At 41.8% G+C, this 25113-nt stretch carries 24 protein-coding genes; 13 read left to right on the top strand and 11 right to left on the bottom strand.

What is annotated here, in order from left to right; genetic code table 11:
- Nucleotide 1 precedes the first annotated feature (1 nt).
- From ACQ4LT_RS12885 to ACQ4LT_RS12920, 8 genes are all read right to left on the bottom strand, one after another.
- A complete protein-coding gene (locus ACQ4LT_RS12885; RefSeq protein WP_445666471.1) occupies nucleotides 2-607 on the bottom strand; it encodes a TetR/AcrR family transcriptional regulator in 606 nt (201 codons plus the stop codon).
- Between the two features lie 230 nt (nucleotides 608-837).
- Complete coding sequence (locus ACQ4LT_RS12890; RefSeq protein WP_445666472.1) at nucleotides 838-2550, bottom strand: ATP-binding protein; 1713 nt, start codon at nucleotides 2548-2550, stop codon at nucleotides 838-840.
- A 113-nt stretch (nucleotides 2551-2663) separates the two neighbouring features.
- Entirely contained in the window at nucleotides 2664-3938 is a 1275-nt protein-coding gene (locus tag ACQ4LT_RS12895) for a hemolysin family protein (protein ID WP_445666473.1), read from the bottom strand.
- A 209-nt stretch (nucleotides 3939-4147) separates the two neighbouring features.
- Nucleotides 4148-4924 carry an enoyl-CoA hydratase/isomerase family protein gene (locus ACQ4LT_RS12900; RefSeq protein ID WP_445666474.1) on the bottom strand — a complete coding sequence of 259 codons (777 nt, stop codon included), beginning with the start codon at nucleotides 4922-4924 and terminating at the stop codon, nucleotides 4148-4150.
- Nucleotides 4925-4931: 7 nt separating this feature from the next.
- Nucleotides 4932-5828, bottom strand: coding sequence for a hypothetical protein (locus ACQ4LT_RS12905; protein ID WP_445666475.1), 897 nt, complete (start codon nucleotides 5826-5828; stop codon nucleotides 4932-4934).
- A 6-nt stretch (nucleotides 5829-5834) separates the two neighbouring features.
- Nucleotides 5835-6290 (bottom strand): hypothetical protein, encoded by a 456-nt coding sequence (locus ACQ4LT_RS12910; protein ID WP_445666476.1) that lies wholly within the window; start codon nucleotides 6288-6290, stop codon nucleotides 5835-5837.
- A 16-nt stretch (nucleotides 6291-6306) separates the two neighbouring features.
- Nucleotides 6307-7095, bottom strand: a complete 789-nt coding sequence (locus ACQ4LT_RS12915; RefSeq protein ID WP_445666477.1) for a PspA/IM30 family protein — start codon at nucleotides 7093-7095, stop codon at nucleotides 6307-6309.
- 111 nt (nucleotides 7096-7206) lie between these two features.
- On the bottom strand, nucleotides 7207-8547 hold the full coding sequence (locus ACQ4LT_RS12920) for a thymidine phosphorylase (protein WP_445666478.1): 1341 nt from the start codon (nucleotides 8545-8547) through the stop codon (nucleotides 7207-7209).
- Between the two features lie 65 nt (nucleotides 8548-8612).
- Here ACQ4LT_RS12920 and ACQ4LT_RS12925 point away from each other — a divergent pair, with 65 nt between their 5' ends.
- Entirely contained in the window at nucleotides 8613-9740 is a 1128-nt protein-coding gene (locus ACQ4LT_RS12925) for a 4-phosphoerythronate dehydrogenase (protein ID WP_445666479.1), read from the top strand.
- Here the strand turns inward: ACQ4LT_RS12925 and ACQ4LT_RS12930 are convergent.
- Nucleotides 9733-10494: a TatD family hydrolase gene (locus tag ACQ4LT_RS12930; protein ID WP_445666480.1), complete on the bottom strand. Its 762-nt coding sequence runs from the start codon at nucleotides 10492-10494 to the stop codon at nucleotides 9733-9735. The genes ACQ4LT_RS12925 and ACQ4LT_RS12930 overlap by 8 nt on opposite strands.
- The gene (locus tag ACQ4LT_RS12935; protein WP_445666481.1) at nucleotides 10491-11342 is read right to left on the bottom strand and encodes a hypothetical protein; all 852 of its coding nucleotides are present in this window, start codon (nucleotides 11340-11342) and stop codon (nucleotides 10491-10493) included. Before ACQ4LT_RS12935 ends, ACQ4LT_RS12930 begins: the two co-directional genes overlap by 4 nt.
- A gap of 139 nt (nucleotides 11343-11481) precedes the next feature.
- Between ACQ4LT_RS12935 and ACQ4LT_RS12940 the strand changes: the two genes are divergently transcribed.
- From ACQ4LT_RS12940 to rodA, 12 genes are all read left to right on the top strand, one after another.
- Complete coding sequence (locus ACQ4LT_RS12940) at nucleotides 11482-12264, top strand: tryptophan 2,3-dioxygenase (protein WP_445666482.1); 783 nt, start codon at nucleotides 11482-11484, stop codon at nucleotides 12262-12264.
- 25 nt (nucleotides 12265-12289) lie between these two features.
- On the top strand, nucleotides 12290-13480 hold the full coding sequence (locus ACQ4LT_RS12945; RefSeq protein ID WP_445666483.1) for an aminotransferase class V-fold PLP-dependent enzyme: 1191 nt from the start codon (nucleotides 12290-12292) through the stop codon (nucleotides 13478-13480).
- Nucleotides 13481-13718: 238 nt separating this feature from the next.
- The gene (gene recA / locus ACQ4LT_RS12950) at nucleotides 13719-14783 is read left to right on the top strand and encodes a recombinase RecA (protein WP_445666484.1); all 1065 of its coding nucleotides are present in this window, start codon (nucleotides 13719-13721) and stop codon (nucleotides 14781-14783) included.
- 2 nt (nucleotides 14784-14785) lie between these two features.
- Nucleotides 14786-15454, top strand: coding sequence for a regulatory protein RecX (locus ACQ4LT_RS12955; protein WP_445666485.1), 669 nt, complete (start codon nucleotides 14786-14788; stop codon nucleotides 15452-15454).
- A complete protein-coding gene (locus ACQ4LT_RS12960; RefSeq protein ID WP_445666486.1) occupies nucleotides 15451-16530 on the top strand; it encodes an AI-2E family transporter in 1080 nt (359 codons plus the stop codon). Before ACQ4LT_RS12955 ends, ACQ4LT_RS12960 begins: the two co-directional genes overlap by 4 nt.
- An 81-nt stretch (nucleotides 16531-16611) precedes the next feature.
- On the top strand, nucleotides 16612-17214 hold the full coding sequence (gene purN / locus ACQ4LT_RS12965; RefSeq protein ID WP_445666487.1) for a phosphoribosylglycinamide formyltransferase: 603 nt from the start codon (nucleotides 16612-16614) through the stop codon (nucleotides 17212-17214).
- A 15-nt stretch (nucleotides 17215-17229) separates the two neighbouring features.
- Entirely contained in the window at nucleotides 17230-18810 is a 1581-nt protein-coding gene (gene purH / locus ACQ4LT_RS12970; RefSeq protein WP_445666488.1) for a bifunctional phosphoribosylaminoimidazolecarboxamide formyltransferase/IMP cyclohydrolase, read from the top strand.
- A gap of 133 nt (nucleotides 18811-18943) precedes the next feature.
- A complete protein-coding gene (locus tag ACQ4LT_RS12975) occupies nucleotides 18944-19996 on the top strand; it encodes a rod shape-determining protein (RefSeq protein WP_445666489.1) in 1053 nt (350 codons plus the stop codon).
- A 15-nt stretch (nucleotides 19997-20011) separates the two neighbouring features.
- Nucleotides 20012-20854 carry a rod shape-determining protein MreC gene (gene mreC / locus ACQ4LT_RS12980; protein WP_445666490.1) on the top strand — a complete coding sequence of 281 codons (843 nt, stop codon included), beginning with the start codon at nucleotides 20012-20014 and terminating at the stop codon, nucleotides 20852-20854.
- On the top strand, nucleotides 20851-21321 hold the full coding sequence (gene mreD / locus ACQ4LT_RS12985; protein ID WP_445666491.1) for a rod shape-determining protein MreD: 471 nt from the start codon (nucleotides 20851-20853) through the stop codon (nucleotides 21319-21321). Before mreC ends, mreD begins: the two co-directional genes overlap by 4 nt.
- A gap of 4 nt (nucleotides 21322-21325) precedes the next feature.
- Nucleotides 21326-23197 carry a penicillin-binding protein 2 gene (gene mrdA / locus ACQ4LT_RS12990; protein WP_445666492.1) on the top strand — a complete coding sequence of 624 codons (1872 nt, stop codon included), beginning with the start codon at nucleotides 21326-21328 and terminating at the stop codon, nucleotides 23195-23197.
- A complete protein-coding gene (gene rodA, locus ACQ4LT_RS12995) occupies nucleotides 23175-24425 on the top strand; it encodes a rod shape-determining protein RodA (protein ID WP_445666493.1) in 1251 nt (416 codons plus the stop codon). The genes mrdA and rodA overlap by 23 nt, the downstream gene beginning before the upstream one ends.
- A 4-nt stretch (nucleotides 24426-24429) precedes the next feature.
- On the opposite strand, the gene ACQ4LT_RS13000 is transcribed toward rodA, so the two are convergent.
- A complete protein-coding gene (locus ACQ4LT_RS13000) occupies nucleotides 24430-25029 on the bottom strand; it encodes a ribonuclease HII (RefSeq protein ID WP_445666542.1) in 600 nt (199 codons plus the stop codon).
- Nucleotides 25030-25113 lie beyond the last annotated feature (84 nt).

Below are 25113 nucleotides of genomic sequence, written 5' to 3' on the forward strand. Positions count from 1 at the left end.
CTTACTTTTTTACAGCGTTTAGAATAAATTTTGGCAGCTCTTTCTTGCGCTGCTCCAAAAACTGTTGATACTGATCTTCGCTCATATCAAAAACGGTCTCTATCATTGGACGGGCGATAAGCGGAAACACACAAAGGCCAATCGTGTTGATGATAAATTCGCGGGGATCAATTTTTCGCATGTTTCCTGATTCAATTTCAGCCCGAATTTGTTTCACAAATCGTTCTGGAATTTCAAAACCTGTCCTTTTAACAAATTCTCTAAAACGATCGGGATGCTGATTCATCTCGTGGATCACAAAGCGTGGCAAATGCGGATGCTTTTTAAACATCTCATAATAGGTTTCTACCAGCTTTTCGACCTTTGGGACGAAAGCCAAATCTGCATTCAGCACTTTTAGTATTTCCGGAAAAAACTGCCGGATGCTATCCTCAAATACCTTCTGAAAAAGCTTGTCCTTGCTGCGAAAATAATAATGCAGCATTGATTTATTGATGTCCGCCTCGTCGGCAATTTCCTGCATTCGCCCCCCTGCAAAACCCCGCTCTTGAAAAACCTGTTTTGCCGCTTCTAATATCTGTTCTTCGGTCTGTAATTCTTCTGACATAATTCATTTTATTTTAATTCAGCTATAACCTACATACTTTAACCAATTAATTCAACCATATAGTTAAATCAATTGGTTTCAATGTTTAATACAGTTCATAACTGAATTTTATTTAGGTACTGGAACAGGCTTAGGAGAGCAAAAAGGGTTCTTTTTCACAATGTTCAACTAAAAACCCTGCAGAGTTGGGAACTCTGTCAGGGTTATACTCACCGAATCAAATAGTAAATTTAACCGATACGATATTTCAATTCTTCGATCTTGCTAAGAATTTCGCCGCGATCCATCTCCTGGTATCGCTCGGGCAATAGTTCTTTGGAGGTGCATTCAATAACAGCACTGAGCGTTTGTAGCTCAATTTCCTCGGGATAGGTAGGCGGAAGAAAATCATTGAGGGCAATATCTAAAACTTCGGGTGTGACTTTATCTAAATCCTGAGCAGCTGCCCGAAATTTTGCTCGTGTAAGGGCTGCTTCCATATCCGCGCCGGAAAAGTTTTTTAAGCCTTGTTCTATAACCTGCGGCGTATAGTTTTCGGTAAGCTGCAGGCCGGTTTTCTTTTTCATGGCATTAAAAAGCTCTACTCGTTCTTCTTTGGTGTGCGGCGGGAACAATGCCAGATGTTCTTCGGCTCGCCCCTGTCGTTTGAGATCCACCGGCATTAAATCGGGACGCGCAGTCATTAAAAACCAGATAATTTCACCGCGATTTCGGGTATCACTCATAAACGTAGCGATCTGGGAAAATACACGACTGGAAACACCACTGTCCCCGCTGGCATCACGATCGCCAAGATAGGCGTCGGCTTCATCAATCATCACAGCAACGGGAGACATCGCTTTGAGTAGCCCAAGTATCTTTTCCAAATTTCCTTCAGTCACCCCCTGCCATTGGCTGCGAAAGTTTTTCAGTTTCACCATCGGAATACCCACCTCACTTGCAAAACAGGTTACCATAAATGTTTTACCTGTTCCCACCGGGCCACAAACCAGATAACCCATCGGGAGTACATCCTGTCGACCACTTTTGAGCGCCTGTACGGCATGACGAAGATGTTCTTTTACTTTTGTGTGACCCGCAACATCATCGAGCGTATAGTCCGTTTCTACAAACTCCAGCAGTCCGTACGCTTCGGCCTCAATCAGTTCTTTCTTTGCTTCGGATAGCCGATCGTGGGTAATCTTCTCTTGATTCTCCCGGGCATTAGACAGGATGCTGCGAAGATTAATAAAATTGAGACCGGCTGTTTGCTGAGCTACTACTTTTTCGCTGACCTCAGAAAACGCCTCAAACTCCTTTGCTGTAGACTCAAAATCAATAAACTGCCGACGCTGTTGCTCATCAGGAATATTGATTTTGATATCCGTCGTATAGGGATTTTGTACCAGCGTTTTATTCAGATCCGCCAAATTTTCGGTGAGCAACACTGTGGTAAAATCCGCCGCTAAAAACATCGGATCATGCGCCCATCGCGAAAGGTACACCATCGACGTACGATCTTCTGATCCGCTGGTTCCCGCTTCACTCATCGGCACAATGGTATCAGCATAATCAATAATCAGGGCAATGCTCTTTTTATCATCAATACGTACTCGGAAATACTGCTCCAATAGCGAAAAAACGCGTACCGGATCCTTGGGCATTTTATTGGCATAATCAGTACCCAGCAGGGAATCGCGTCCCGACAAAGCACGGTTAAAATCTTTTTTTGACTCCCCATCCCTGAAATAAATACCTGATGACCGATCATAAAAAATGACGTAATCACGTGCCCCAAAAAACTCTTCTGACAAAAATGATTTCAGGCGTACAAAGTCTGTCTGCTCTTTGCGCTGGAGTGGGACCAAATCATGCACATTGCCATGCAGGATAAACTGGTTGATCGTTCGACTGAGATATTTTTGCGCAAATTCCTGCGCCCAGCTGGGATAATGGTCAAACATACAATTTTCAGTTATTAGTTATCAGATGCTGCTGGTTTTGGAAATGTTAGTCAAGTGCAAATTCAAAAAAATCTATATCTTTTCTTAGTACTTCTACCACACTATTAACTGTATTATTCCAACACAACAACTTTTACAGTTTCAATACGGCTTGGTGTTGCTTTACTAATGATGATCTTCTTGCCATCAATTAAAAGCTCTTCATTCACTTTGGGAATACGTCCCAGTTTATTAATGATATATCCAGCTATTGTTTCATACTCAGCGGACTCTTCTGGCAAATCGATTTCAGGAAATTTTTGAAGCAGATCTTCGATATCGACACCACCACTTAAAATATAACTGTTGCCGGATAACTTTTTTAGGATTCGATCTTCAGTATCGTATTCGTCCTGAATATCGCCCACGACCTCCTCTAAAAGATCTTCAATCGTAATCATCCCGGCTGTACCCCCATATTCATCGATAACAATAGCCACAGAAATATTTGAGCTCCGGAATTCAGAAAGCAGATCTTTCGACTTTTGTGACGCAGGGACCAACTTAATGGGACGTATTATCTCAGATAGATTCTCGGGATTACTAAATAGATCGTAAGCAAAAATAACCCCAATAATATCGTCAATTGATTCTTGGTAAACGGGGAGCTTTGAAAAGCCCGAAGAAATAAAAAGCTTTAAGGTTTCGTCAATGCTGGTATTTTTTTCAACAGCCACAATATCAGTACGCGGTATCATCGATTCCTTCACGCGTTTATTCGAAAGCTCAAGCACATTGTGAAGGATTTCAGAATCATCTTTATCCAAATCGTGTCCACCGGTGTCGCGCAGCTCTTGAAATATTAGCTCTACATCTTCTCGGCGGAATACATTGCCAGAGCTATCTACTTCTGGGTTAATAAGCTTAATAATAAAATCTGAAGATTTATCCGCTATAAAGATCAGTGGCTTAAATAGCTGATTACATACTTTTTGAGGAATAGCAATGATCTTCATCCACCAGTCGGCATTTATTCGGAATAAAGCCTTTGGTATTATTTCACCAAAAAGCATAATCACAACAGAGGCAATCACTGTTTGAATCACTAAAACCAGCGCTTCGGAAGGCATTGTCCCCATCCAACTTTGATAAATTTCGGTGATGGGACCTACCAGAAAAATCGTCATCAAGGTAGCATACAGTACATTAACTATATTATTACCTACCAATGTAGTGGTTAAGAAGGTTTCCGGATTATGGATAAAGTCATTTACGATACGCCCCGTCCATGATCCTTTTCGCGACTCTATCTCCAGCTTTAGTCGATTGGAACTGACAAAAGCTATCTCTGATCCCGAAAAGAAACCACTGAGAAGAATAGTTAATATAATAAGGAGTAATTCAGTCATATATCAGGTATAGGGAAATAGGGGGATAAGGAATTTGAAGATTTTCGACAACACTAAATTCTGCCAGTTTCTTTTTACTTCGTTACAAAATTAATGTATCCATTCAATACTTTCTTTGATTCTTCAAGCAATTTCAACAGTAAAATGCACGTTTTCATTATCCATTATAACTCTATGCAATCCTATACCCTATTCCTATATATCTATTATTACTTCCCCTTAAACTCAGGTTTTCGTTTTTCAAGAAAGGCTAAGGTTCCTTCCATGCTATCTTCTGTTTCGCAAAGTTCACCAAATAGATCTGCCTCTACCTGATAACCGGAACGGTGATCAGAATGATAAACAGCTTTAATAGCATTCCTAATGGCTATGGGGCCATTTTTCAAAATATTATTTAATAGCTCTTTTGATACTTTAACCGGATCAGTACTTACCTCGTTAACCAAACCGAGCTGGAGGGCCTCTTCAGCTTTTACCTGTTTTCCGGTTAAAATCATTTCCAAGGCACGAGCTTTCCCTATTAAACCGGGCAAGCGCTGCGTACCACCGTATCCCGGGATTAATCCTAAACCAACTTCCGGCAAACCAAATACCGCATTTTCACCAGCTATGCGCAAGTGACACGCCATGGCCAACTCTGCGCCACCACCTAACGCATATCCGTTTACAGCACCAATAACCGGCTTGCGGGTATCCTCAATAAGTTGAAAGATCTGTTGTCCTTTTTGAGAAGCCATTCTCCCGGATCGATCATCCAACTCGCGAAGCTCTTTAATATCAGCCCCTGCTACAAAAGCCTTATCACCGGCTCCTTTAACAATAACAGCATTTATATCTTCATCTATTTGAATATCCTTAAAAGCATTGGCAAGCTCATTTAACACCTCATCATTTAAGGCATTAAGTTTTTTGGGACGATTAATCGTAACAGTAGTTATTCCCTTATCATCGGTTTCCAACGTAATAGTACTAAACGATTCACTCATAAATACTTTATTCTTTAACTCGACTTGAAGAGTCAACCTTCGCGTCGACTTCTGTTTCCTGTTTTAGTTCATCTTCCATTTCCAAAAAATCAGAATCTAAATCAATATCGTCAAGATCGGAACTATAGGGTAAAATATCCCTATCTAAATCATCGATTAACTGTGATGTTTCCTCAACTTCCTCAAGAAGATTATCAAGCTGGAATCCAATTTCTTCAGGATTACTCATCGTCATAGATTGTTCATAAATATATCGGATAGCATCTTCTATCGTTTCAAGATGTGTTTCACAGATCAAATATTTTTCTTTAGCAACTTCAAACTTTTTGAGCCGTTTTTTCAAAATCCCCACGCGCCGTGCTGTTGTTCGCTTCAAGCGTTCCGACTCCATATTTTGCATTTTGCGTTCCTCTTTTTGAACCTCCTGCTTCAGACTTTCTTCCACCGAGGTATCCATATATAAACGATAACGCTTATGGAGATCCAACAAGGTAAGATAATTAGAGAGAAGTTCTTCAATCTTATCGCGGATATTTTCCAGCAATCCTTGTGAGCTGTAAGGCAGTTTATCAAAATTCTCCTTTATTAGTTTAGCAAGATGTTTCAATACCAAAAAGCGTTTCTGACTTTTTTTATCGAGCTCCTGGAAAGTAGATTTTTCCTTTGCCGCAGGATTCTGTTCGCGCACCTTTTTCAACTTTATATTCTTTCTAAATCGGGGTAGCCGGGGAACAATTCCCAAATACATAAGCTCAACGGCGAATGTCATCGTAAGAATCAGGCTTGAAATCAGTCCCATGCCACTCATTGCAAAGGCGGAAATAGCGGCAACCAGCAGTACTCCTAAATTAAGGGGATGTAAAAATGCTTCGCGTGTAAAATTTATGGTGTTATCATCACTCATAATCGCTTACTCATCTTCAAGTTTATTATCAGGTCTGTCAGAAAGTGCTGACGAATTCCGGCCAATTGTTTTATTTACCTTGATGTTATTTGCCTGTTCTTCGATCTCATTATACAGGAGTCCCATCTCCAACTTAACTTGTCGCAGGGTATCTTTCGCTTTGGATTTTCTCATCTCTTCATCCATTTCCTGCTCACTAATATTTTTCTCACCTTCATCTACAAGGCTATCCATGGCCAAGTCAAGTCGAGCTTCAACCGAAGCTAACTTATGCTTTACCGAATAAAGAAAATCATCAAAAGAGTTCAGCATCTCTGTTTTATCCATATTTTTGAGCGCACTGGCAATACTCTGCGTGCGTTTGACTCGTGAGGCACGTTCTTTTATTTCGCGCATCTTTCGATAGTGCGCTTTGTACTCTTCTTTAAGACGTTCCCGCTCACTTCTGCTATCGTTAGCCATGGCTCAAAATCATTTCTTAGGATTTCGACCGTTCCTTATTGCCAATTGTTTTATCCTGCTGTTTCTCGGATGTTTCCTCATCTATTTCAATTTCTTTTTCACCGTCAGATGAACCTACGCTCTTTTCTTTTTCTGATGAGGTTGTTTTGCCCATTTCAGACTTAAATTGTTCTACGAGCTCATGAGCGCGTAGCTTCTCCGCATTGGCTTCGATCTCCATCGTTTCCGTATCAATGCTATCCAAAGCTAATTCCATACGAGCTTCGTTCTTAGCCGTTTGCTCATTAAGTCGATTAACCATCTCGTCATGTGTCTGATCAAGTCCACCGGTTTCAAATTGCTCCAGTGCATCTGCAATTCTCCCCTGCCATTCAGCACGTTCACTGGCCCGCATCGCTTCTTTGGCCTCTTGAATCTTGCGATCCTTTTCGCGCATAAATGCCTTTTTGACCTTCAACGCCTTTTCATAAGCCTGTTCAGCAAATTTTAGCTGCTCTTTTGTAGTCTCCAAATTCTCTTTGGCCTTCTCGAGCTGCATGGCATACCCTTCGGCAATATCATCACGATCGGCCTGAATGGCTGATTTTATTTTCGCCGTAAGATCATCAATCTTTTTCTCCAGCTTATTCACCTCTTTCTGGAGCATAATCTTATTCGCCTTTACCGTAGCGATATTTTCATTCATCTGGGGAATCTGATCGTTAAGATCCCGGATATTCTGCTCTAAAATAAGTTTTGGATCTTCCATTGAACTCACGAACCCACCAAATAACGACTTGATTGCTCGAACGAATCTTTTAAACATAGTATTATCGATTTTATTAAACTTTGCCCTACCCTTCAGTACTATTTTTTGCCCTTAGTACTATAAAGTTATGTTAATTTAATGATATTGCAATTAATAAGTATTTATGCTTTATAATTCGTGAACACCGTCTTTATCAACACGATGCGTAATCATTGTCAATTTGTCTGTTGCCTGCTCACGAATTGAAAACGCATTTTTCAACTCATCAATTGCTGTGTCTGTTAACTGTTTGTTATTCGTATATCCCACAGCTAATGTTTCACCTTTTTTAACGGAATCACCTATTTTCTTCTTCAACGCTATACCTGCAGCCGGATCAATGTCATCTTCCTTTTTCTTACGACCGGCGCCCAGTTCAAGTGAGGCCATACCTATACTGTAAGCATCTATTTCAGAAACATATCCTGATTCCCTGGCTGTAAACTCAAAAGAGTGTTCTGCATGGTCATAAGTAGAAAAATCTTTTAACACACTGGTATCTCCACCCTGTTCTTCCGTCAGCTCCAGCCATTTATCAAAAGCCTGGCCATTCTGCACTGCCTTATGACTCATTCCAATACCTTCTTCCACGGTATCAGCTTTACCGCCGAGCATAATCATCGTACCGGCCAGCATATGCGTAACCTCCATTACCTCATCGGGCCCATTCCCTTGCAACCCCTCCATAGATTCTTCGACCTCCAGCCAGTTTCCAACTTTATATCCCAACGGCTGATTCATATTCGTCAGATAAGCTACTGTCTCCTTTCCGAAATCTTCACCGATAGCAACCAAAGTTTCAGCCAGTTTTTGGGCATCCTCATGCGTTTTCATAAAAGCCCCGGAACCAAACTTAACATCAAGCACCAAGGCATCAATACCCTCAGCCAGTTTTTTACTCATGATACTACCCGCTATTAATGGAATAGATTCTACGGTTGCCGTCACATCGCGCAGTGAATACAGGCGTTTATCGGCCGGAGCCACCTCCTCGGTTTGTCCCGCCATCACCATATTGCACTTTGCTAATATCTGCTGATACTGCTCCAAGGTCATATCAACCGTAAAGCCGGGAATAGACTCCATCTTGTCGAGCGTCCCACCGGTATGTCCCAATCCGCGACCGGAAATCATGGGTACTGGCACCCCATAGCTGGCAACAATGGGAGCTAGAATAAGCGACAGCTTATCACCCACGCCACCTGTTGAGTGCTTATCCACTTTTTTGCCGGGAATATCGCTGAGATCAAGCACGCGTCCCGAATGAAGCATAGAATGGGTCAAGGCCGAAGCCTCATCTTCATCCATCCCATTTAAAAAAGAGGCCATCAAAAAGGCACTCATCTGATAATCAGGAACTTCATCTTTTGTATATTCATCAATCAAATAAGATATCTCATCCCTGGTGAGTGAATTGCCGTCTCTTTTTTTTCGGATTAAAGAAACAATATTATACCCTTTGGTACTCATAAAATAATGCTGTTAAATTGGTTTTACGGTGACTTAGATAATTAATCTCTTTAAGAAAATCTCTGATGATCAACGTTTTAGCCGATCAATATCTATATAATATACAGTCTTATCTACCTGAAAGTGTAAATTTACAACTTTTTGATCCTGCTCAAGGTTTACCGTCCGAAATTGATCAGGCTCATGCCCTGCTCATTCGCACGGTGATCCCCATAAACAAACAGACACTGCCAAATATTCCAAAGAACCTCACTTTTATAGGTACCGGATCTTCGGGCACCGACCATGTAAACCGGCAATATCTTGCAGAACATAATATTCATTTTGCTGACGCAGCCGGATGCAACGCTCGATCAGTAGCTGAATATATCGCCACCGCACTACTACTTTGGTCAGAAAAACGGAATATAGATTTATCGAACCTTTCAGTAGGCATTATTGGCGTTGGACATGTTGGCACAGAAGTGATCGATATCCTAAATAGCATAGGATTACAAACGGTAGCATACGACCCACCCCGCGCCTATCGCGATCCCGACTTTGCAACAACATCACTTGACGAAGTATTGAGCTGCGATATTTTATCCTTCCATACCCCGCTCAATCGCGGTGGCAAATATCCGACCTTCCATTGGCTGGACGAAAAAAAGCTGTCTGAGAATACTTTTCATCTGATTATAAACTCAGCCCGTGGCGGCGTCGTGGACGAAAGTGCATTGCTCGCTGCCATGAAAAAAGGAACGGTTAGAGATGCCATTATTGATACCTGGGAGGATGAGCCAAAAATTCATCTCGAAACTGCCGGAGCTGCATTCCTTAAAACACCGCATATCGCGGGATATTCGGTACAGGCCAAAGAAAATGCTTCTAAATTTGTTGCAGATAAGCTAATCAATTTCTTTGAATTAGATCGTCCTGACAACGCCAATGAAGCTGGACAGATCACTTTAAAAAAAGAACTTTCCCAATTTGATTCACTTTCATCCCTATTGACGGATCTTCATCCCATCAAAAAATACGAAAAACGGTTAGCAGCGATTATCAGGGATCATCCTGAAACCCGCGGAGAGCTGTTCAACAAATTACGTGCAGAATTCCCACTGCGACAACAATTCACACATATCAAATTACCTTCGGCTTATTTTAAACATTTTCCAGTACTTAAGGCTTTGGGATTTTCAAAAATTAATTGATTTCAAAAAGCCGGAGGGCATTTTCGTCGGTGATGGATTCCACTTCTCCGAATGACATATCCATCACTTCCGCAAGTCGCTCGGCAGTATGTTTTACGAAAGCCGGCTCGTTACGCTTGCCGCGCTTGGGATCTGGTGCCAAGTAGGGAGCGTCGGTTTCAACCATCATGTAATCAATGGGAAGTTGGGCTACTGCTTTATCGACACCGGCATTTTTAAAGGTGAAAATGCCTCCGATACCTAATTCCAATCCCAAATCAATAGCACGTTTTCCTTCATCAACCGAACCGGTAAATGAATGCCAGATACCGTTCAAACTGCCATCCTGCTCTTCCTCAATTATATCGAGGAGATCGTCCGTACTTTCGCGATTGTGCAACACAATTGGCTTTTGAATTTCTTTCGCCACCCTGCAATGTACCCGCAGGCTTTCTTGCTGGTCGGACTTATAATCTTCACTCCAGTAATAATCCAATCCCGTTTCGCCCACAGCCACATATTCCGGCTGGCTGCAAAGATCATACAGTTTTTGTTCGGTGATGCCCTTGCCGTCATTCACACTCGTGGGATGAATTCCCGCCATTTTATGAAAGGCAATTTCGGGATGTTGAAGCTGATCCATTTTTGGAAGTGAGCCGAGATCGATGGCCGGCAGAAAAATATGCGATAACCCTGCTTCGGCCGCCCGATCTAAAACTGCTTTAAGATCATCTTTAAATTGGTCGAGATAAAGGTGGCAATGGGTATCAATCACGATTGTTGAAGAGCTGGATCTGTATGAAAGGTTACAAGTCGTTCCATCGGATTTTTGACGAACAAACCCGGTTTAAGATTGTGCTTATTCAAAATTTCTTTGATTAAATCCTGATGGGCAAATGCAACTGATCCAATAAAACGAACCTCATAATCTGTAGCGTTAGTGTAGTTTAACAAGATGCGAGAAATAAAACTCTCGAATCCCTCGTACAACATTTCCTTGATAAAAGGATGGTCAGCATGATCGCCTAAAAAGGCTCCATACGAAGCAATAAACCTGCTTTTTTGATCACCGTCGTACAATCCCTTTGTAATATGATCGAGCGACATATTATAATTTTGCTCGAGATCTTGCTTTAGATCATCAGGAATCTCGAAACGGAAATATTTATTGATCAACTTCTTGCCGAAATAACCGGCGCTTCCCTCATCACCCAAAATAAAAGCCAGCGAGGGAATATGTTCCACAATTTTATCACCATTATAGAGGCAAGAATTGGACCCGGTTCCAAGAATACAGGCGATACCGGGCTCATTGAGGAAGCAAGCTCTTGCTGCTCCTAACAGATCGTGGTATACATTGTTATTTGAATCAACAAAGCAGGAATCAAGGGCTTTTTTTACAACCTGATCTTTTTCATCGCTGTCGCATCCAGCCCCGTAAAAGAAAACCTCATCGACTTTCCCTTCGATCTCAGGCAACAAGTTTTGACGGATCACACCCTCAATGCTCTCTGTAGTATGATAATAGGGATTAAGTCCTTCAGTAAAATACGTTTGGGTCTCATCGTTAACCAAACACCATTCTGTTTTTGTAGCCCCACTATCAGCGATTAAAATACTCATCAATACTTTTCTTTTGTTAATTCCGCGCCAAATTTAAGCAATTTTAACTCCATACAACAACTGTAATCCAAGATAGAGACTATCACAAATTCTACCTATTATTAGCTGCTGTGTAAATGTATAAAAATACTTATTGGGGATGAAACTTACCTATAGCAACTATCTCAAAATCGATGAACTCCTGGAATTACAACAATTGCAGTCGGAGCCGGAAGAGCACGACGAAATGCTCTTTATCATCATTCACCAAACCTATGAGCTCTGGTTTAAGCAGATTCTGCACGAAATGGATAAGCTTCGTGACGATCTAAAAACAGGCAAAACCTGGGCGGTCGGTAAAACGATGAAGCGCATTCTAACCATTCTAAAAACGATGGTTGCGCAAATTGATATCCTCGAAACCATGACGCCGCTGGAGTTTGAGAGCTTCCGCGGATTCTTGGATGAGGCCAGCGGATTCCAGTCGGTGCAATTTCGCGAAGTGGAAATAGTATGCGGACATCGATCCGAACATATCCTTAAAGTCCACGAGCACCAACCCCAATACGTCAATCGGATGAAAGAGCGTATGGCCGAACCTACGCTCTGGGAATGTTTTTGTGAGTACCTTCAGCAGAAAGGTTACGATCCCGAAATGCCGGAACGTAAACACAAAAATGGCTTGCTCTATGATCCATCAGAAAAAAACCAAGAAATCTTACTCGATATCATGCAAAATGACCAGGAAACGGCTATGCTCTGCGAGTTGTTGGTGGATTTTGATGAGGGAATGCAGGAATGGCGCTATCGTCACGTAAAAATGGTGGAACGTACCATCGGAAACAAGATGGGCACCGGCGGATCAAGCGGTGTGGAATACTTGCGCAAAACCTTACACCAACGCATCTTTCCCGATCTGTGGGAAATTCGATCAGAAATTTAAAATCACAGTACAAAAATTTTAATCAATGTCACACGATATAGATCAACTTGCCCAAAAACTTGCACCGCATTATTCCCACTTTGATGTAAGCAACAGATTACTTTTCACAGGTCATTCTCACCAAGCATGGCCCGATGTTGCCAAAGAAGGTCTGCAGGAGTCATTCGATGTCGCAGCTTCGGATGTAGACAACAAGTGGGAAGCAGCATTTGAAAAAGTTGAAATGCTTCGCAGTTACCTGCGCAACTTTTATGATGACCCGAATGGCATGTATTGCCTCGGACAAAATACGCATCAGCTGTTGGTGTCTTGGCTTTCAAGTTTTGACCTGCAAGACAAACCTAAAGTCATTACCACCGACAGCGAATTCTATTCCATGTCGCGCCAGCTAAAACGATTGCAAGAGGAAAGGCTCGAGATCGTTACTATTGATGGTCATGCCAATAATATCGTTGAACAAATAGAGCGTCAAATCGATGACCGGGTATCGGCAGTGATGCTGTCGCGCGTTTATTTTAACAGTGGGATTGTAAATCAGCATATCAGTGAGATAGCTGAAGTTACCAGAGCACATAACGTCCCTTTTTTGATTGATGATTATCACGGAACAAATGTTGTACCGCTTTCTATTTCAGATGAAAACCTCACGGATTGCTATTTGCTAATTGGCGGATACAAATACCTGCAGTGGGGCGAAGGAAATTGCTTTTTGCGATATCCAGAGGATTGTAATTTACGTCCGGCCATTACAGGCTGGTTTGCTTCATTCAGCAAACTCGATGAATCGAAGGAGAAAGAAAAAGTATCCTATGCCGATCCAAACCAACGTTTTGCCAGTGGCACGTTCGATTCTACATCACAATTCAGGGCGGCTAAAGTAGTTGAGTTTTTCGAAAACATGGAGTTGACACCGCAGGTGCTCCACAAGCAATACCAAGCACAAATAAAGTTGCTTCGAGATACTTTTTTAGATCGTGACTTTGATACTGAAATTATTCAACTTGCCCACCAACAGCCTGTCAAAAATATTGGCGGATTTTTGGCTTTACAATCTCCATTTGCACGAACGATCAGAGAAAAGCTAATGGAACAAGGAGTGTTTACCGATGCCCGCGGCGATATCCTCCGCTTTGGCGTGGCCCCTTATATTACAACTCAACAAATAAGCAAAGCAATGGATGAGTTGAAAGATGTGGTATCTAAAATAAATCCTTAATGTAAGGATTCTCAGTTTCATCGATCTTACTTATAAACATAGTGTATCCTTGGGCCTTCTTGGTTTACCTTTGCACTCAACTATACCGCGAAGTTTCATCAAGAATACACCAATATTCACAAAGCTGAGCAAAAGACTTATCAATTAAATATTTAGGAAGATAGACTGACACTACGTTGTCATTATTATTTAATATATTGACCGATGAAAACACAAAAATCTAATTACTCTTTCATTTATGTCTGACAATAAAGATCGCGAAAAGGCACTGGAAATGGCCATTGGCCAAATCGAAAAACAGCACGGCAAAGGTACCATCATGCGGCTTGGGGATGAAGCCACTCAAGATGTACCCAGCATTTCTACGGGATCCATCATGGTGGATTATGCGCTGGGTGTAGGAGGTGTTCCCCGTGGACGTGTTACCGAAATTTACGGCCCTGAAGCCAGCGGTAAAACGACGCTGGCACTTCATGTTATTGCCGAAGCACAGAAAGCTGGCGGATATGCCGCTTTCGTCGATGCCGAGCATGCTTTTGATCCTCGTTATGCTAAAAATCTCGGTATTAATACCGATGAACTACTTGTATCACAGCCTGACAGCGGTGAACAAGCGCTTGAAATTACAGAAACTCTTATTCGTTCTGCGGCTCTGGATGTTATCGTTATTGACTCTGTAGCTGCACTCGTTCCCCGGGCTGAGCTCGAAGGTGAAATGGGAGACTCTCACATGGGTCTGCAAGCACGTTTGATGTCTCAGGCAATGCGTAAAATTACCGGTATTATCAACAAAACACGAACATCGGTGATTTTCATTAACCAAATTCGCGAAAAAATCGGGGTTATGTTTGGTAATCCTGAAACAACTTCCGGTGGTCGCGCCCTTAAGTTTTATTCTTCCGTCCGAATTGATATCCGTCGTATTGGCTCGCTCAAAAAAGGTGACGACATGGTTGGAAATCGTACAAAAGTAAAAGTCGTCAAAAATAAGGTTGCTCCTCCCTTTAAAGAGGTTGAATTCAATATTATATATGGAGAAGGAATTTCACGATTAGCTGAAATTCTCGATATGGCTGTAGAGTTTGACATCATCGAAAAACGCGGAAGCTGGTATCGCTATGATGGAGAACCTATTGGTCAGGGCACTGATAATGCCATCGAATTCCTTGAATCTGATCCCGAACTTACCGAAAAAATTGAAGAGCAAGTTCGAGAGCAGATGAATCCTTCTGAAGAAAGTGAAAAAGCAGAAGAAAACGGCCAAGATAAAACTGAGGAAGAAGATTCTGACAGCGACGATTAGTGATGGCAGATGAAGCAGACCAACAATTACCCGGAGTAATAAGCTCCATCAGCGTTCAAAAAAAGAACAAGGAACGTTACTCTATTTTTGTTGATGAGGAGTTTCTGATCGGTGTTTCCGAGCAGACGCTCCTCAAATTCAACCTGGCCAAAGGAGATACCATCACGCATGCATTACTCAGAAAAATTGAGCGTGAAGAGGGACGATTTGCTGTTAAATCATATATGATGAAGCGGCTGGGCAGCCGAGATCATTCTCGGAAAGAGCTGTTTACCAAAGCTATTCGGAAGGAATATCCCAAAAATATTATCGAAAAAGTTCTCGATGAGTTGGAAGAAAAGGGATACCTGAACGATGAAAATTTTGCTGAAAAGTTTGCGCAGGATAAAAGTCATCTGAATAAATGGGGACCCAACAAAATAAAAGCACATCTTTATAAAAAAGGGATTTCGGGCAATGTAGCCGAGCGAAGTATCCAAAAAGTATTTGGAGATAAAAATATAAAAGAGGTTTTGTTACATTTAGTTTTAAAACGAAAAAGACGCTTTTTGCGAGAGGATGATCCCTATAAAAGAAAGAAAAAGGTCGTTGATCATCTGGCACGCAAAGGGTATCGATCCTCAAATATCTATAAACACATAGATGAGCTAATGAAAGCTATTGAGCAATGAAAAACATTACTCTTGAACGCGTCATAAAGTCATTGCTGGGACTTGCAGGTGTTGCTGTAGTTAGCTACCTGCTATTTAGATATGGTACCTTGGTGGGATACGCGATTGTTGCTATGATATTTAGTTACATACTTGATCCGCTGGTAAATCGGATGCAATCGGCCGGCATGAACCGAACTTTTTCTATTACGCTCACATTAAGCTCACTTGTACTTATTCTTGTTTGGATTTCAACCAATGTTATCCCTATTGTTGCAAATCAGATGGTTGAATTGGCCACTCAGCTTAACATTCAGAATATTCAAAATATAACACAAAAAATTGAAGTCCGGCTGACAGAGAAGTTTACTTTTTTGCCGGATGGTATCCTGAGCAATAATTTAGCTGCGGTGCTCGAAGATCTTTTTGATGTCGGAGAAATTCCCTCGGCACTAAGTAACATCATTGGTATTTTTACAAACATTTTTTCTGCTGCACTTATTATTCCTTTTGCTACGTTCTTCTTCTTAAAAGATGGCACTAAAATCCGTCGTGATATACTGAAATTAGTCCCTAACAAATATTTCGAAACGACACTTAGTCTAATTGATAAAATCGAAAGTCGTTTGGGTCTTTATTTTAGAGGGGTAATGCTTCAAAGCCTCATCATTGCTTTCACATCTTGGGTTGGATTATCGATAGTTGGCCTTAACAACTCACTTTCGGTAGGTATTGCAGTAGGTATCGCCAACTCTATACCCTATTTCGGTCCAATTATCGGATATATCTTATCAATTGTAGTTTCTATTATAGAGATTGGGAACTTTTCTCTTGTTCTGCCTTGTATTTTGGCCATACTTGCCGTTCAAATCCTCGATAATGTTGTTCTACAACCGCTCATATTCTCCCGCTCTGCTGATATCCATCCGGTAGCTATCCTGTTTATTATTATGATTGGAGCCGAAACTGCCGGTATTCTCGGGATGTTAGTTGCCGTACCCATAGCTACTATCATTAAAATCACATTTAATCAGATTAGCTGGAGCTTTAACAATTACTACGTTTTTCGTGCAGGCAATTCTCCAGAAGCAGAATAAATCATAACAAATCCACACTTAATCTGTCTGCTTTTTTATTTATCTTTGCCAGCAAAACGATAACAATTTTGCCCCTTTATCTTGATTAATATTGTAGTATTTGCCTCGGGATCAGGTACGAATTTTCAAGCTATTATTGATGCTGTCGAAAGCGGCCAGATTAATGGGCGTATCGTCGGCCTTATTACCAATAAAAAAGGAATACAAGCTATTGACCGTGCTCAAAAACACAATATTAATCACAAGTGTTTAACCCCGTCCGACTTTCCATCTCATTCTGATTATGTAACAACCTTACTCAGTCAACTTGAAAAGTGGGATACTGAGCTTATCGCCCTGGCAGGTTATATGATCAAAATCCCATCAGAAATAATCGATAAGTACAACAATCGCATTGTTAATATTCACCCTTCCCTGTTACCGAAATATGGAGGTAAAGGGTTTTATGGGATGAATGTGCATCGGGCCGTCATCGATAATGAAGAGCCTGAATCGGGCTGTACGGTACATCTCGTCACTGAAGAGTATGATCAGGGTCCTATTTTAGGACAGCGCAAAGTTCCAGTTAAAAAATATGACAATCCCGAGACACTGGCACAACGAATTTTAAAAGAGGAGCATAAATTATTTCCCAAAGTAATTGCGAAATTAGCCAAACAAATCAATAAGAAATCCAACACTTAATCTCACTTTTCAATCGTGTCATTACAACCACTCGATTCTCTCCCCAAAAACCCATTAAAGATTAAAAGAGCGCTTCTCTCCGTTTCAGATAAAACAGGCATTGTTAAGCTTGCACGGCAGTTGCATCAATCAGATGTGGAAATTATTTCTACCGGAGGAACAGCACAAAGAATACGCAAAGCGAACATCCCTGTAACTGATGTGAGTGACGTAACCGGATTTGAAGAATGTCTCGATGGCCGCGTAAAAACCCTTCATCCTATTATTCACGGTGGTCTATTAGGACGAACCAGCCACCAACCTGATGTCGAGGAAATGGATCGACTTAATATTAAACCCATCGAGCTTGTTGTCGTCAATTTATATCCTTTTGAGGAAACGATTTCAGATCCCAATTGCATCCCCGCTGTTGCAACTGAGAACATTGATATTGGTGGCCCAACAATGATCCGTGCCGCGGCTAAAAACTTCGCCCACGTTTGTGTACTGACATCTCCAAATCAATACCACGAGTTTACTCAAGAACTCGAAGGAAACAACAAAATCTCATTTGAAAACCGTCAGCAATGGGCCAAAACAGCTTTTAACCATACAGCCCGTTATGATGCTACCATTGCAAATTATTTTAATGATTTGGATAAAAGTGAGGAGAAATTACCACAGCAGCTAAACATTTCACTGCCAAAGTCACAATCGCTTCGATACGGCGAAAATCCGCATCAAAAAGCAGCGGTTTACGGCAGTCAAAATGAATTTATCGACTGCTTCCACGGCAAGCGACTTAGCTACAACAACTTCACCGATGTTGATGCGGGCCTTAACCTTATTGCTGACTTTCAAAATGATAAACCAACTTGTGCAATATTTAAGCACACTGTTCCGTGTGGCGTAGCAGTCTCTGATAAGCTGGATACTGCCTGGGACAAAGCCTTTGCTACTGATACCATGTCCCCTTTTGGCGGTATCGTGGTGGTCAACAAAGAACTGGATATCGATACGGCCCAAAAGATCAATGAGATATTCACAGAAATCATTATTGCTCCATCCTACAGCGAAGAGGCATTAGAGCTTCTTAAAAAGAAGAAAAATAGAAGACTTATTCGCGTCAAAAAACTTCCACACACTATTCAAAATCTTCAATTCCGATCGATTTTCGGAGGAGCCTTAACCCAAGATTCAGATGTTAAAACTATCAGTAGCGAAGAGCTAAAAACCGTTACCAAAAGAAAACCTACAGAGCAAGAGATCAAAGATCTGCTCTTTTCTTGGAAAGTTGTGAAACATATTAAGTCGAATGCGATTGTATATGCAAGGGATGGGCAAACAATTGGCCTTGGTACGGGACAAACAAGTCGTGTAGAAGCATCAGAAATTGCGATTGCCAAAGCCAAACAAGAAGAACTTTCGCTGGAAGGTACGGCCATCGCCTCAGATGCCTTTTTCCCATTTGCTGATGGCGTAGAAGCTGCGGCCGAAGCAGGAGCAAGTTGTGTAATCCAACCCGGTGGCAGTATTCGCGATGAAGAAGTGATTAAAGCTGCTGATAAACTGGATCTGGCCATGGTCTTTACCGGCAACAGACATTTTAGACACTAACATAGTCAACAATTTGGTTTTTACTTTTAATCCTGATTAATTCGCAAATAGACTTACAAAATTGTATTTTCATTGTTTGAAATTATTCAGACGATCAACTTGATTACAATTAGCTCATCTACACAACATAATCATGGATAAACACGCATCTAAAAAGAAGAAAGATCAGCAAAAAGCAGGCTGGTTTGATTGGCTCTATACAGACATAGCTATTGATCTTGGAACCGCTAACACACTCATCTACTCGCGCGGGGAAGGCATTGTGCTCAATGAACCTTCCATCGTAGCCCTGAACTCACAAAATGAGCCGGTAGCAACGGGTCACGAAGCGCGTTTGATGCATGAAAAAACGCATAAAAATATTCGTACTGTTCGGCCGCTCCGCGATGGAGTCATCGCCGATTTTGAAGTAGCTGAGCAGATGATTCGCGGTATGATTGATAAAGTTAAAATGAAATGGTATTCAAGTACGCGACAGATGGTAGTATGCGTGCCCAGCGGTATTACCGAAGTAGAGCGTCGGGCCGTTCGTGACAGTGCCGAACATGCCGGAGCGAAACAAGTACATCTGGTTGACGAACCGATGGCAGCTGCTATTGGCATTGGGCTGAATGTCCATGAGCCTATCGGGAATATGATTGTGGATATTGGCGGCGGTACTACTGAAATTGCCGTAATTGCTCTTTCGGGTATTGTTTATGCTCAATCTGTTCGCCTGGGTGGTGATGAGCTTAATGATGATATCATCAATTACTTTCGACGTAATCATAATTTATTAATTGGAGAACGAACAGCCGAAAAAATTAAGTGTGAAATAGGTTCTGCGGCTCCATTAGATGAGGAGCTTGATATGGAAACCAAGGGACGTGATTTAGTCAACGGTGTTCCTCGAATTCGTCACGTTTCTTCGAAAGATGTTCGGGAAGCAATCTCTGAATCCGTAAATACTATTGTAGAATCCATAACTAAATCACTCGAGCAAACACCACCTGAACTTTCTGCTGATATCCTTGATCGCGGTATTATGCTAACGGGTGGAGGTGCGAAGCTCAAAAATCTTGACAGGTTGATTATTGAAACTACTGATCTTCCCGTTCATATTGCTGAAGATCCACTGACGGCCGTTGTCCGCGGAACAGGAGCGATTCTTGAAGACATTGAATACTATAGAACTGTCATTTCTTAAATCCAGAGAAGGTGAATGCGATTCAAACTTCCCAGCATAGCTGATGCGAAAGATTATATCTTAACAGCGCTTATTCTGATTATTGCCGTAGCGCTGATGATCGGACGGTACCAAGGTGGGCTCAACAACCTGCGCAAAGCATCGATAACAGTATTCAGCTATTTGGAAGAACCGCTTTCAAATGTTCGAGTATACCGGCGGGCTCTAAAAACAAACACCTATCTAAGGAAACAAAACGTCTTGCTTTTAGATGAGCTGAGCCGCCTTAGAGCAGCAGAGCAGCGCAACGAACAGCTTCGGGAGTTACTGCAATTCAGCAGTGAAAGCAATTTGAGCTTATATCCGGTTCAAATAGTCGGTAAAGAGCTTAACCAGGTTACCAACTCTCTTACCGTAGATGCCGGACAAGAAGAAGATATTACTAATGGCATGCCCATGGTTTCGTCCGAAGGGCTTATCGGTAAAGTAATATTAACCGCAAATGGCTATTCGCAAATCATGCCCTATTTTAATACCCTGTTTCGGGTAAGTGCAAAACTTCAGCAATCCAACGCCTATGGTATTGTTTCATGGGATGGCGAAAGTACCGAGGAATTACAGCTTAATTACGTCCCTCAAACTACTGATGTTGACACGGGCGAAGTCGTGGTTACCTCAGGGTACAGTAATCAATTTCCACCTGATATTCCTATCGGAAAAGTACTAAGAACTGAACCACAGGAAGGTAAAGAAACTCAACGTGTTTATATTGAACCGTTTGTGAATCTATTTGAGATAGCCGAAGGCTTTATTGTAAAATTCAAGCCGGATACCACCATCAAAAAACTGAACGAAGATTATGAAAATCTTTTACAATGAATCCTGAACGTTTTAAAAATTTTGGCATCGGGTTTGGATTCCTCTTGATTCAAGTTATGCTTTTTCGGCATCTTAAAATCATGCAGATCCAACCCGATCTGTTACTTATATTTTTGGTTTGGTATATGGCCCGCAAAGACCGGACTGCTGCTTTACTTATGGCTGCAGGATTAGGATTTTTTCAAGACGCTATGCTCGATCTGTGGGGACTAAATATGTTCTCAAAAACATTGTTAGTATTCATGAGTTATAACTTTATCCCAAGGGGATCAAAAAAACAATTACTTATTGGTCAGGTATTTTTGACTATTGCCATTGCGGCTTTGATACACAATCTCATATTTCTCGGGCTTAATATCGCTATTCAAAGCTATACCGGTGAACATTATTTTTGGCAACATCTTATTGGCAGTAGCCTGTATACTGCTTTTGTAGCAAGTTTTATTCAATTATTTAGAACAAACTAATCCAATGCAATCCCGAAAAAAAATACGTACCAAAACCTCCCTCCGGGTATTACAGGTATGTATTATTGTTTTGGGACTTATCATTTTAGGACGTTTATTCCAGTTACAAATCCTTCAGTACGATACCTATAATCCCCTCAGTCGAGAAAACTCGCTTCGACAAGAAGTTATCAATCCCGCCCGCGGATTAATTTACGATCGTAATGGCAACCTGATCGTTGATAACCAACCAATTTACACCATAACAGTAACACCGGCCAGTTACGATCCCACGAACACTCCCATCTTGGCTGAACTTATGGATGTACCCGTAAAAGAGGTAGAAAAAAGAGTACAGGAAGCTCGTGACTATTCCTATTACCGGTCATCTCGTATCTTTACCGAGGTCGATTTTAAAACCTTTTCCATCATCCAAGAAAGTATTTGGCAGCTCCCGGGTGTTGGGCACCAAATTGAAAGTAAACGCGATTATCCCGTAGATAGTCTAAAAGCATCACACATTTTGGGATATTTGCGTGAAGTATCCAAGGAAGAATACCTGGGAACACAAAGTTACCATCTCGGTGATAAAGCGGGCAAAAGCGGTCTTGAAATGTCCTACGAAGAACACCTGCGGGGTACCCTCGGTACCAAGTACATTAAAGTTAATGCCATGGGACAAAATATGGGATCGTATCAGGATGGTGCTATAGATGAAAGTCCCCAAAGAGGATCTGATTTATATACTACCATTGATACGGAGCTGCAACTGTTGGCTGAAGATCTTATGCAGAGAAAACGTGGGGCGATCGTGGCCTTAAATCCTGATAATGGGGCAGTACTTAGCATGGTAAGTGCTCCCGAGTATGATATCCGAAAACTATCAGGACGTCTCGATAAAACCTATTGGGATAGCATCAATGCCGACACCACCAATCCGCTATACAATCGTGCAGTTTCAGGCAAACAACCGCCCGGCTCTACATTTAAACCACTTATGGCTTTGATGGGATTGGAGCTCGGAATTATTACTCCTAAAACAGAAATTGATAATCCAGGTTACTATTACCGCGGACGACGTTATAACGACTTGGCTGATCCCGGCAAATATGATGTCGGTAAAGCTCTTCAGGAATCCAGCAATACCTTCTTCTTTTGGCTGATGGATAAAATTGCCACTCAAAAAGGTCTTGATAAATGGCACGAATTAGCTACGTCTTTTGGATTGGGACAGCACAATAACATCGATATTCCTAACGAGGTAGCAGGAACCATTCCAGACAGTACGTTTTTTAATCGTGTACTGGGCGAAGGCAAATGGGGAATTGGTGATCAGCTTAGTCTGGGCGTTGGTCAGGGATTTGTAGCCGTATCGCCGCTGCAAATGGCATTAGTTGCGGCCCAAATTGGCAATGGCGGATATAAACTCCAACCCCATTTTGTTAGCGCAATTCGAGAAAATAATGGTACTATGATGTTAACCAACCCAAAAAAGGAAAAAATTAACTGGGTCGATCCCAACGAAATAACAGTAGTAAAAGATGGAATGCGCAGAGTTGTTACCGAAGGCAGTGGTCGCTACTATGCCGACTTGGATAGCGTTAAAGTTGCCGGAAAAACAGGAACAGCCCAAAATCCACATGGGCAGGATCATGGTTGGTTTATTAGTTTCGCCCCAGTAGATAACCCCAAAATTGCTATTGCCGTTCTTGTTGAAAACGGAGGCTATGGATCCATTTCTGCAGCGCCGATCGCCTCACTCCTTATTGAGCAATACCTGACCGGAGAAATAGATCGATCATATGTATACAACTATGTGAAGACTTTTGAGCCCAGAAAACAAACAACCGATGAAGAAGAGGAAGAGGACATAGATGACCAATCTCAAGGAACTTAGCTGGTCGCTCGTTATAATTTGGGCAAGCCTAATTGCCGTGGGATTGGTGGCTATATACAGCGCTACCCAAGGTCCTGTGGCTGAGTTTCTCCCCAGCTATATCCAATTCAATTTCTATAAACAATTGATCTCCTTTGGTATTGCGGTACTTCTCTTAATAGGACTTCAATTTATCAATCCGCGTGCCTTCCAAGAGGGATCCTACATATTTTACGGGCTTGGAATCCTGTTAATGATTCTCACACTCTTGATTGGAAAGGAAGTTAACGGTGCCAGAAGCTGGCTTGTACTGGGGCCCTTCAACCTGCAGGTAAGCGAATTAATGAAAATTGCCACCATCCTCGCCGTAGCGAACTATTTGACCAGCGGCCGTAATATATCAGCAGAGAATTTAAAATCAGCAATTATAGCTGTTTCCATTATAATAGTACCGGCCTTCTTGGTTATTCTCCAAAACGATATGGGTACCGCTATCATCTTTTTCGCGTTAATACCGGTAGTACTGTTTTGGTCGGGTCTCCCTTATGGTATTTCATTATTTATAATATCTCCTGCCATTATTGGATACCTCACTATAATATCTTGGTATTGGGGGCTTGTTGCCGCAATAATTATTACACTGGCAATTTTTATGCTCCAGCGACGAATATGGTTAACATTTACCTCATTTGTTACCGGAGTTTTGCTTGTTATTGGTATTCAAGTTGCCCTCAATCAAGTATTGCAACCTCATCAGCGTGCCCGGATAGAAGCCTTTACCAATCCTTCTTTTGATCCCCAGGGTGCAGGCTGGAACGTCATACAAGCCAAAACCGCAATAGGCTCTGGCGGGATTTACGGCAAAGGCTTCCTTGAGGGAACCCAAACGCAACTGCGCTTTTTACCCGAGCAATGGACCGACTTTATTTTCTGTGTGATTGGGGAAGAGTTCGGTTTTCTTGGAGCCGGATTTACTGTTCTATTATTACTTACACTTACACTACGATTACTACGAATGGCCGCTGTCCATAAGCATCCCTTCGCCCAACTGGTGATGGTGGGCGTACTAACTATTTTCTTCACTCACTTCTTCATTAATGTGGGATCGGCCACCGGTTTATTACCCGTTATTGGGATTCCCCTGCCTTTTATTAGCTACGGAGGTTCAGCGCTTATCACTAACACCCTGATGTTGGGGATTTGCTTAAATCTCGATTTCTATAAGCGGCAGTTTAGCATCTACCGATAGCTGCCTATTCTTCTAACTGCTTATCGGTGCGCAAGTTAAAACTCTGGCGATGAAACTTTGTGGCTCCGTGCTTCTTTAAACCTTCAAAATGTTTGGCTGTTGGATATCCTACATTTGTATCCCAGCCATAATAAGGATATTCCTCGTGCAGCTTAATCATCCACTCATCGCGATATACCTTTGCAATTATCGAGGCCGCAGCAATGCTCATCGATCGATCATCTCCCCCGACAATACATTTGTGGGGGCACAGCCCCGAACTAAATCGATTCCCATCTACAAGAAGGTAATCCGGATTGGCACCGTTCGCTTCGGCACATTTTGTCATCGCTTTAATAGATGCATGCAAAATATTTAGCTCATCAATCTCAGTGGGACTACACCATTGAATAGTCCAATACAAGGCCTCTTTTTTGATCTGCTCTGTTAATTTTTTTCGTTCAGTAAGCGTCAGTTTTTTGCTGTCACGAATCGCTTTTACAAAAGTCCCGGGCTCAAAAATTACCCCCGCTGCTACCACCGGCCCCGATAGACATCCTCGACCCACTTCATCCAGTCCCATCACTCGCTCATATTCCTCTCCCCAAAGCTGGCGTTCGAACATGATGCGGTCTGTAGCCTCGGCATTATTTAAATTACTCGAATTATTCATTACAATGAATTAAAAGGATTTCTAAAGCGTTTGGAT

The organism is Fodinibius sp. AD559, assembly GCF_052712805.1.

Bases quoted from the DNA above. Each gene is read 5' to 3' on its own strand.
- rodA (WP_445666493.1), top strand. From the start codon at position 23,175: ATGACCAATCTCAAGGAACTTAGCTGGTCGCTCGTTATAATTTGGGCA.
- mrdA (WP_445666492.1), top strand. From the start codon at position 21,326: ATGCAATCCCGAAAAAAAATACGTACCAAAACCTCCCTCCGGGTATTA.
- ACQ4LT_RS12945 (WP_445666483.1), top strand. From the start codon at position 12,290: ATGTCACACGATATAGATCAACTTGCCCAAAAACTTGCACCGCATTAT.
- ACQ4LT_RS12900 (WP_445666474.1), bottom strand. From the start codon at position 4,924: ATGAGTGAATCGTTTAGTACTATTACGTTGGAAACCGATGATAAGGGA.
- mreD (WP_445666491.1), top strand. From the start codon at position 20,851: ATGAATCCTGAACGTTTTAAAAATTTTGGCATCGGGTTTGGATTCCTC.
- ACQ4LT_RS12915 (WP_445666477.1), bottom strand. From the start codon at position 7,095: ATGTTTAAAAGATTCGTTCGAGCAATCAAGTCGTTATTTGGTGGGTTC.
- recA (WP_445666484.1), top strand. From the start codon at position 13,719: ATGTCTGACAATAAAGATCGCGAAAAGGCACTGGAAATGGCCATTGGC.
- ACQ4LT_RS12940 (WP_445666482.1), top strand. From the start codon at position 11,482: ATGAAACTTACCTATAGCAACTATCTCAAAATCGATGAACTCCTGGAA.
- ACQ4LT_RS13000 (WP_445666542.1), bottom strand. From the start codon at position 25,029: ATGTTCGAACGCCAGCTTTGGGGAGAGGAATATGAGCGAGTGATGGGA.
- ACQ4LT_RS12895 (WP_445666473.1), bottom strand. From the start codon at position 3,938: ATGACTGAATTACTCCTTATTATATTAACTATTCTTCTCAGTGGTTTC.
- ACQ4LT_RS12975 (WP_445666489.1), top strand. From the start codon at position 18,944: ATGGATAAACACGCATCTAAAAAGAAGAAAGATCAGCAAAAAGCAGGC.
- ACQ4LT_RS12935 (WP_445666481.1), bottom strand. From the start codon at position 11,342: ATGAGTATTTTAATCGCTGATAGTGGGGCTACAAAAACAGAATGGTGT.
- ACQ4LT_RS12955 (WP_445666485.1), top strand. From the start codon at position 14,786: ATGGCAGATGAAGCAGACCAACAATTACCCGGAGTAATAAGCTCCATC.
- ACQ4LT_RS12920 (WP_445666478.1), bottom strand. From the start codon at position 8,547: ATGAGTACCAAAGGGTATAATATTGTTTCTTTAATCCGAAAAAAAAGA.
- ACQ4LT_RS12960 (WP_445666486.1), top strand. From the start codon at position 15,451: ATGAAAAACATTACTCTTGAACGCGTCATAAAGTCATTGCTGGGACTT.
- mreC (WP_445666490.1), top strand. From the start codon at position 20,012: ATGCGATTCAAACTTCCCAGCATAGCTGATGCGAAAGATTATATCTTA.
- ACQ4LT_RS12910 (WP_445666476.1), bottom strand. From the start codon at position 6,290: ATGGCTAACGATAGCAGAAGTGAGCGGGAACGTCTTAAAGAAGAGTAC.
- ACQ4LT_RS12890 (WP_445666472.1), bottom strand. From the start codon at position 2,550: ATGTTTGACCATTATCCCAGCTGGGCGCAGGAATTTGCGCAAAAATAT.
- ACQ4LT_RS12925 (WP_445666479.1), top strand. From the start codon at position 8,613: ATGATCAACGTTTTAGCCGATCAATATCTATATAATATACAGTCTTAT.
- ACQ4LT_RS12885 (WP_445666471.1), bottom strand. From the start codon at position 607: ATGTCAGAAGAATTACAGACCGAAGAACAGATATTAGAAGCGGCAAAA.
- ACQ4LT_RS12905 (WP_445666475.1), bottom strand. From the start codon at position 5,828: ATGAGTGATGATAACACCATAAATTTTACACGCGAAGCATTTTTACAT.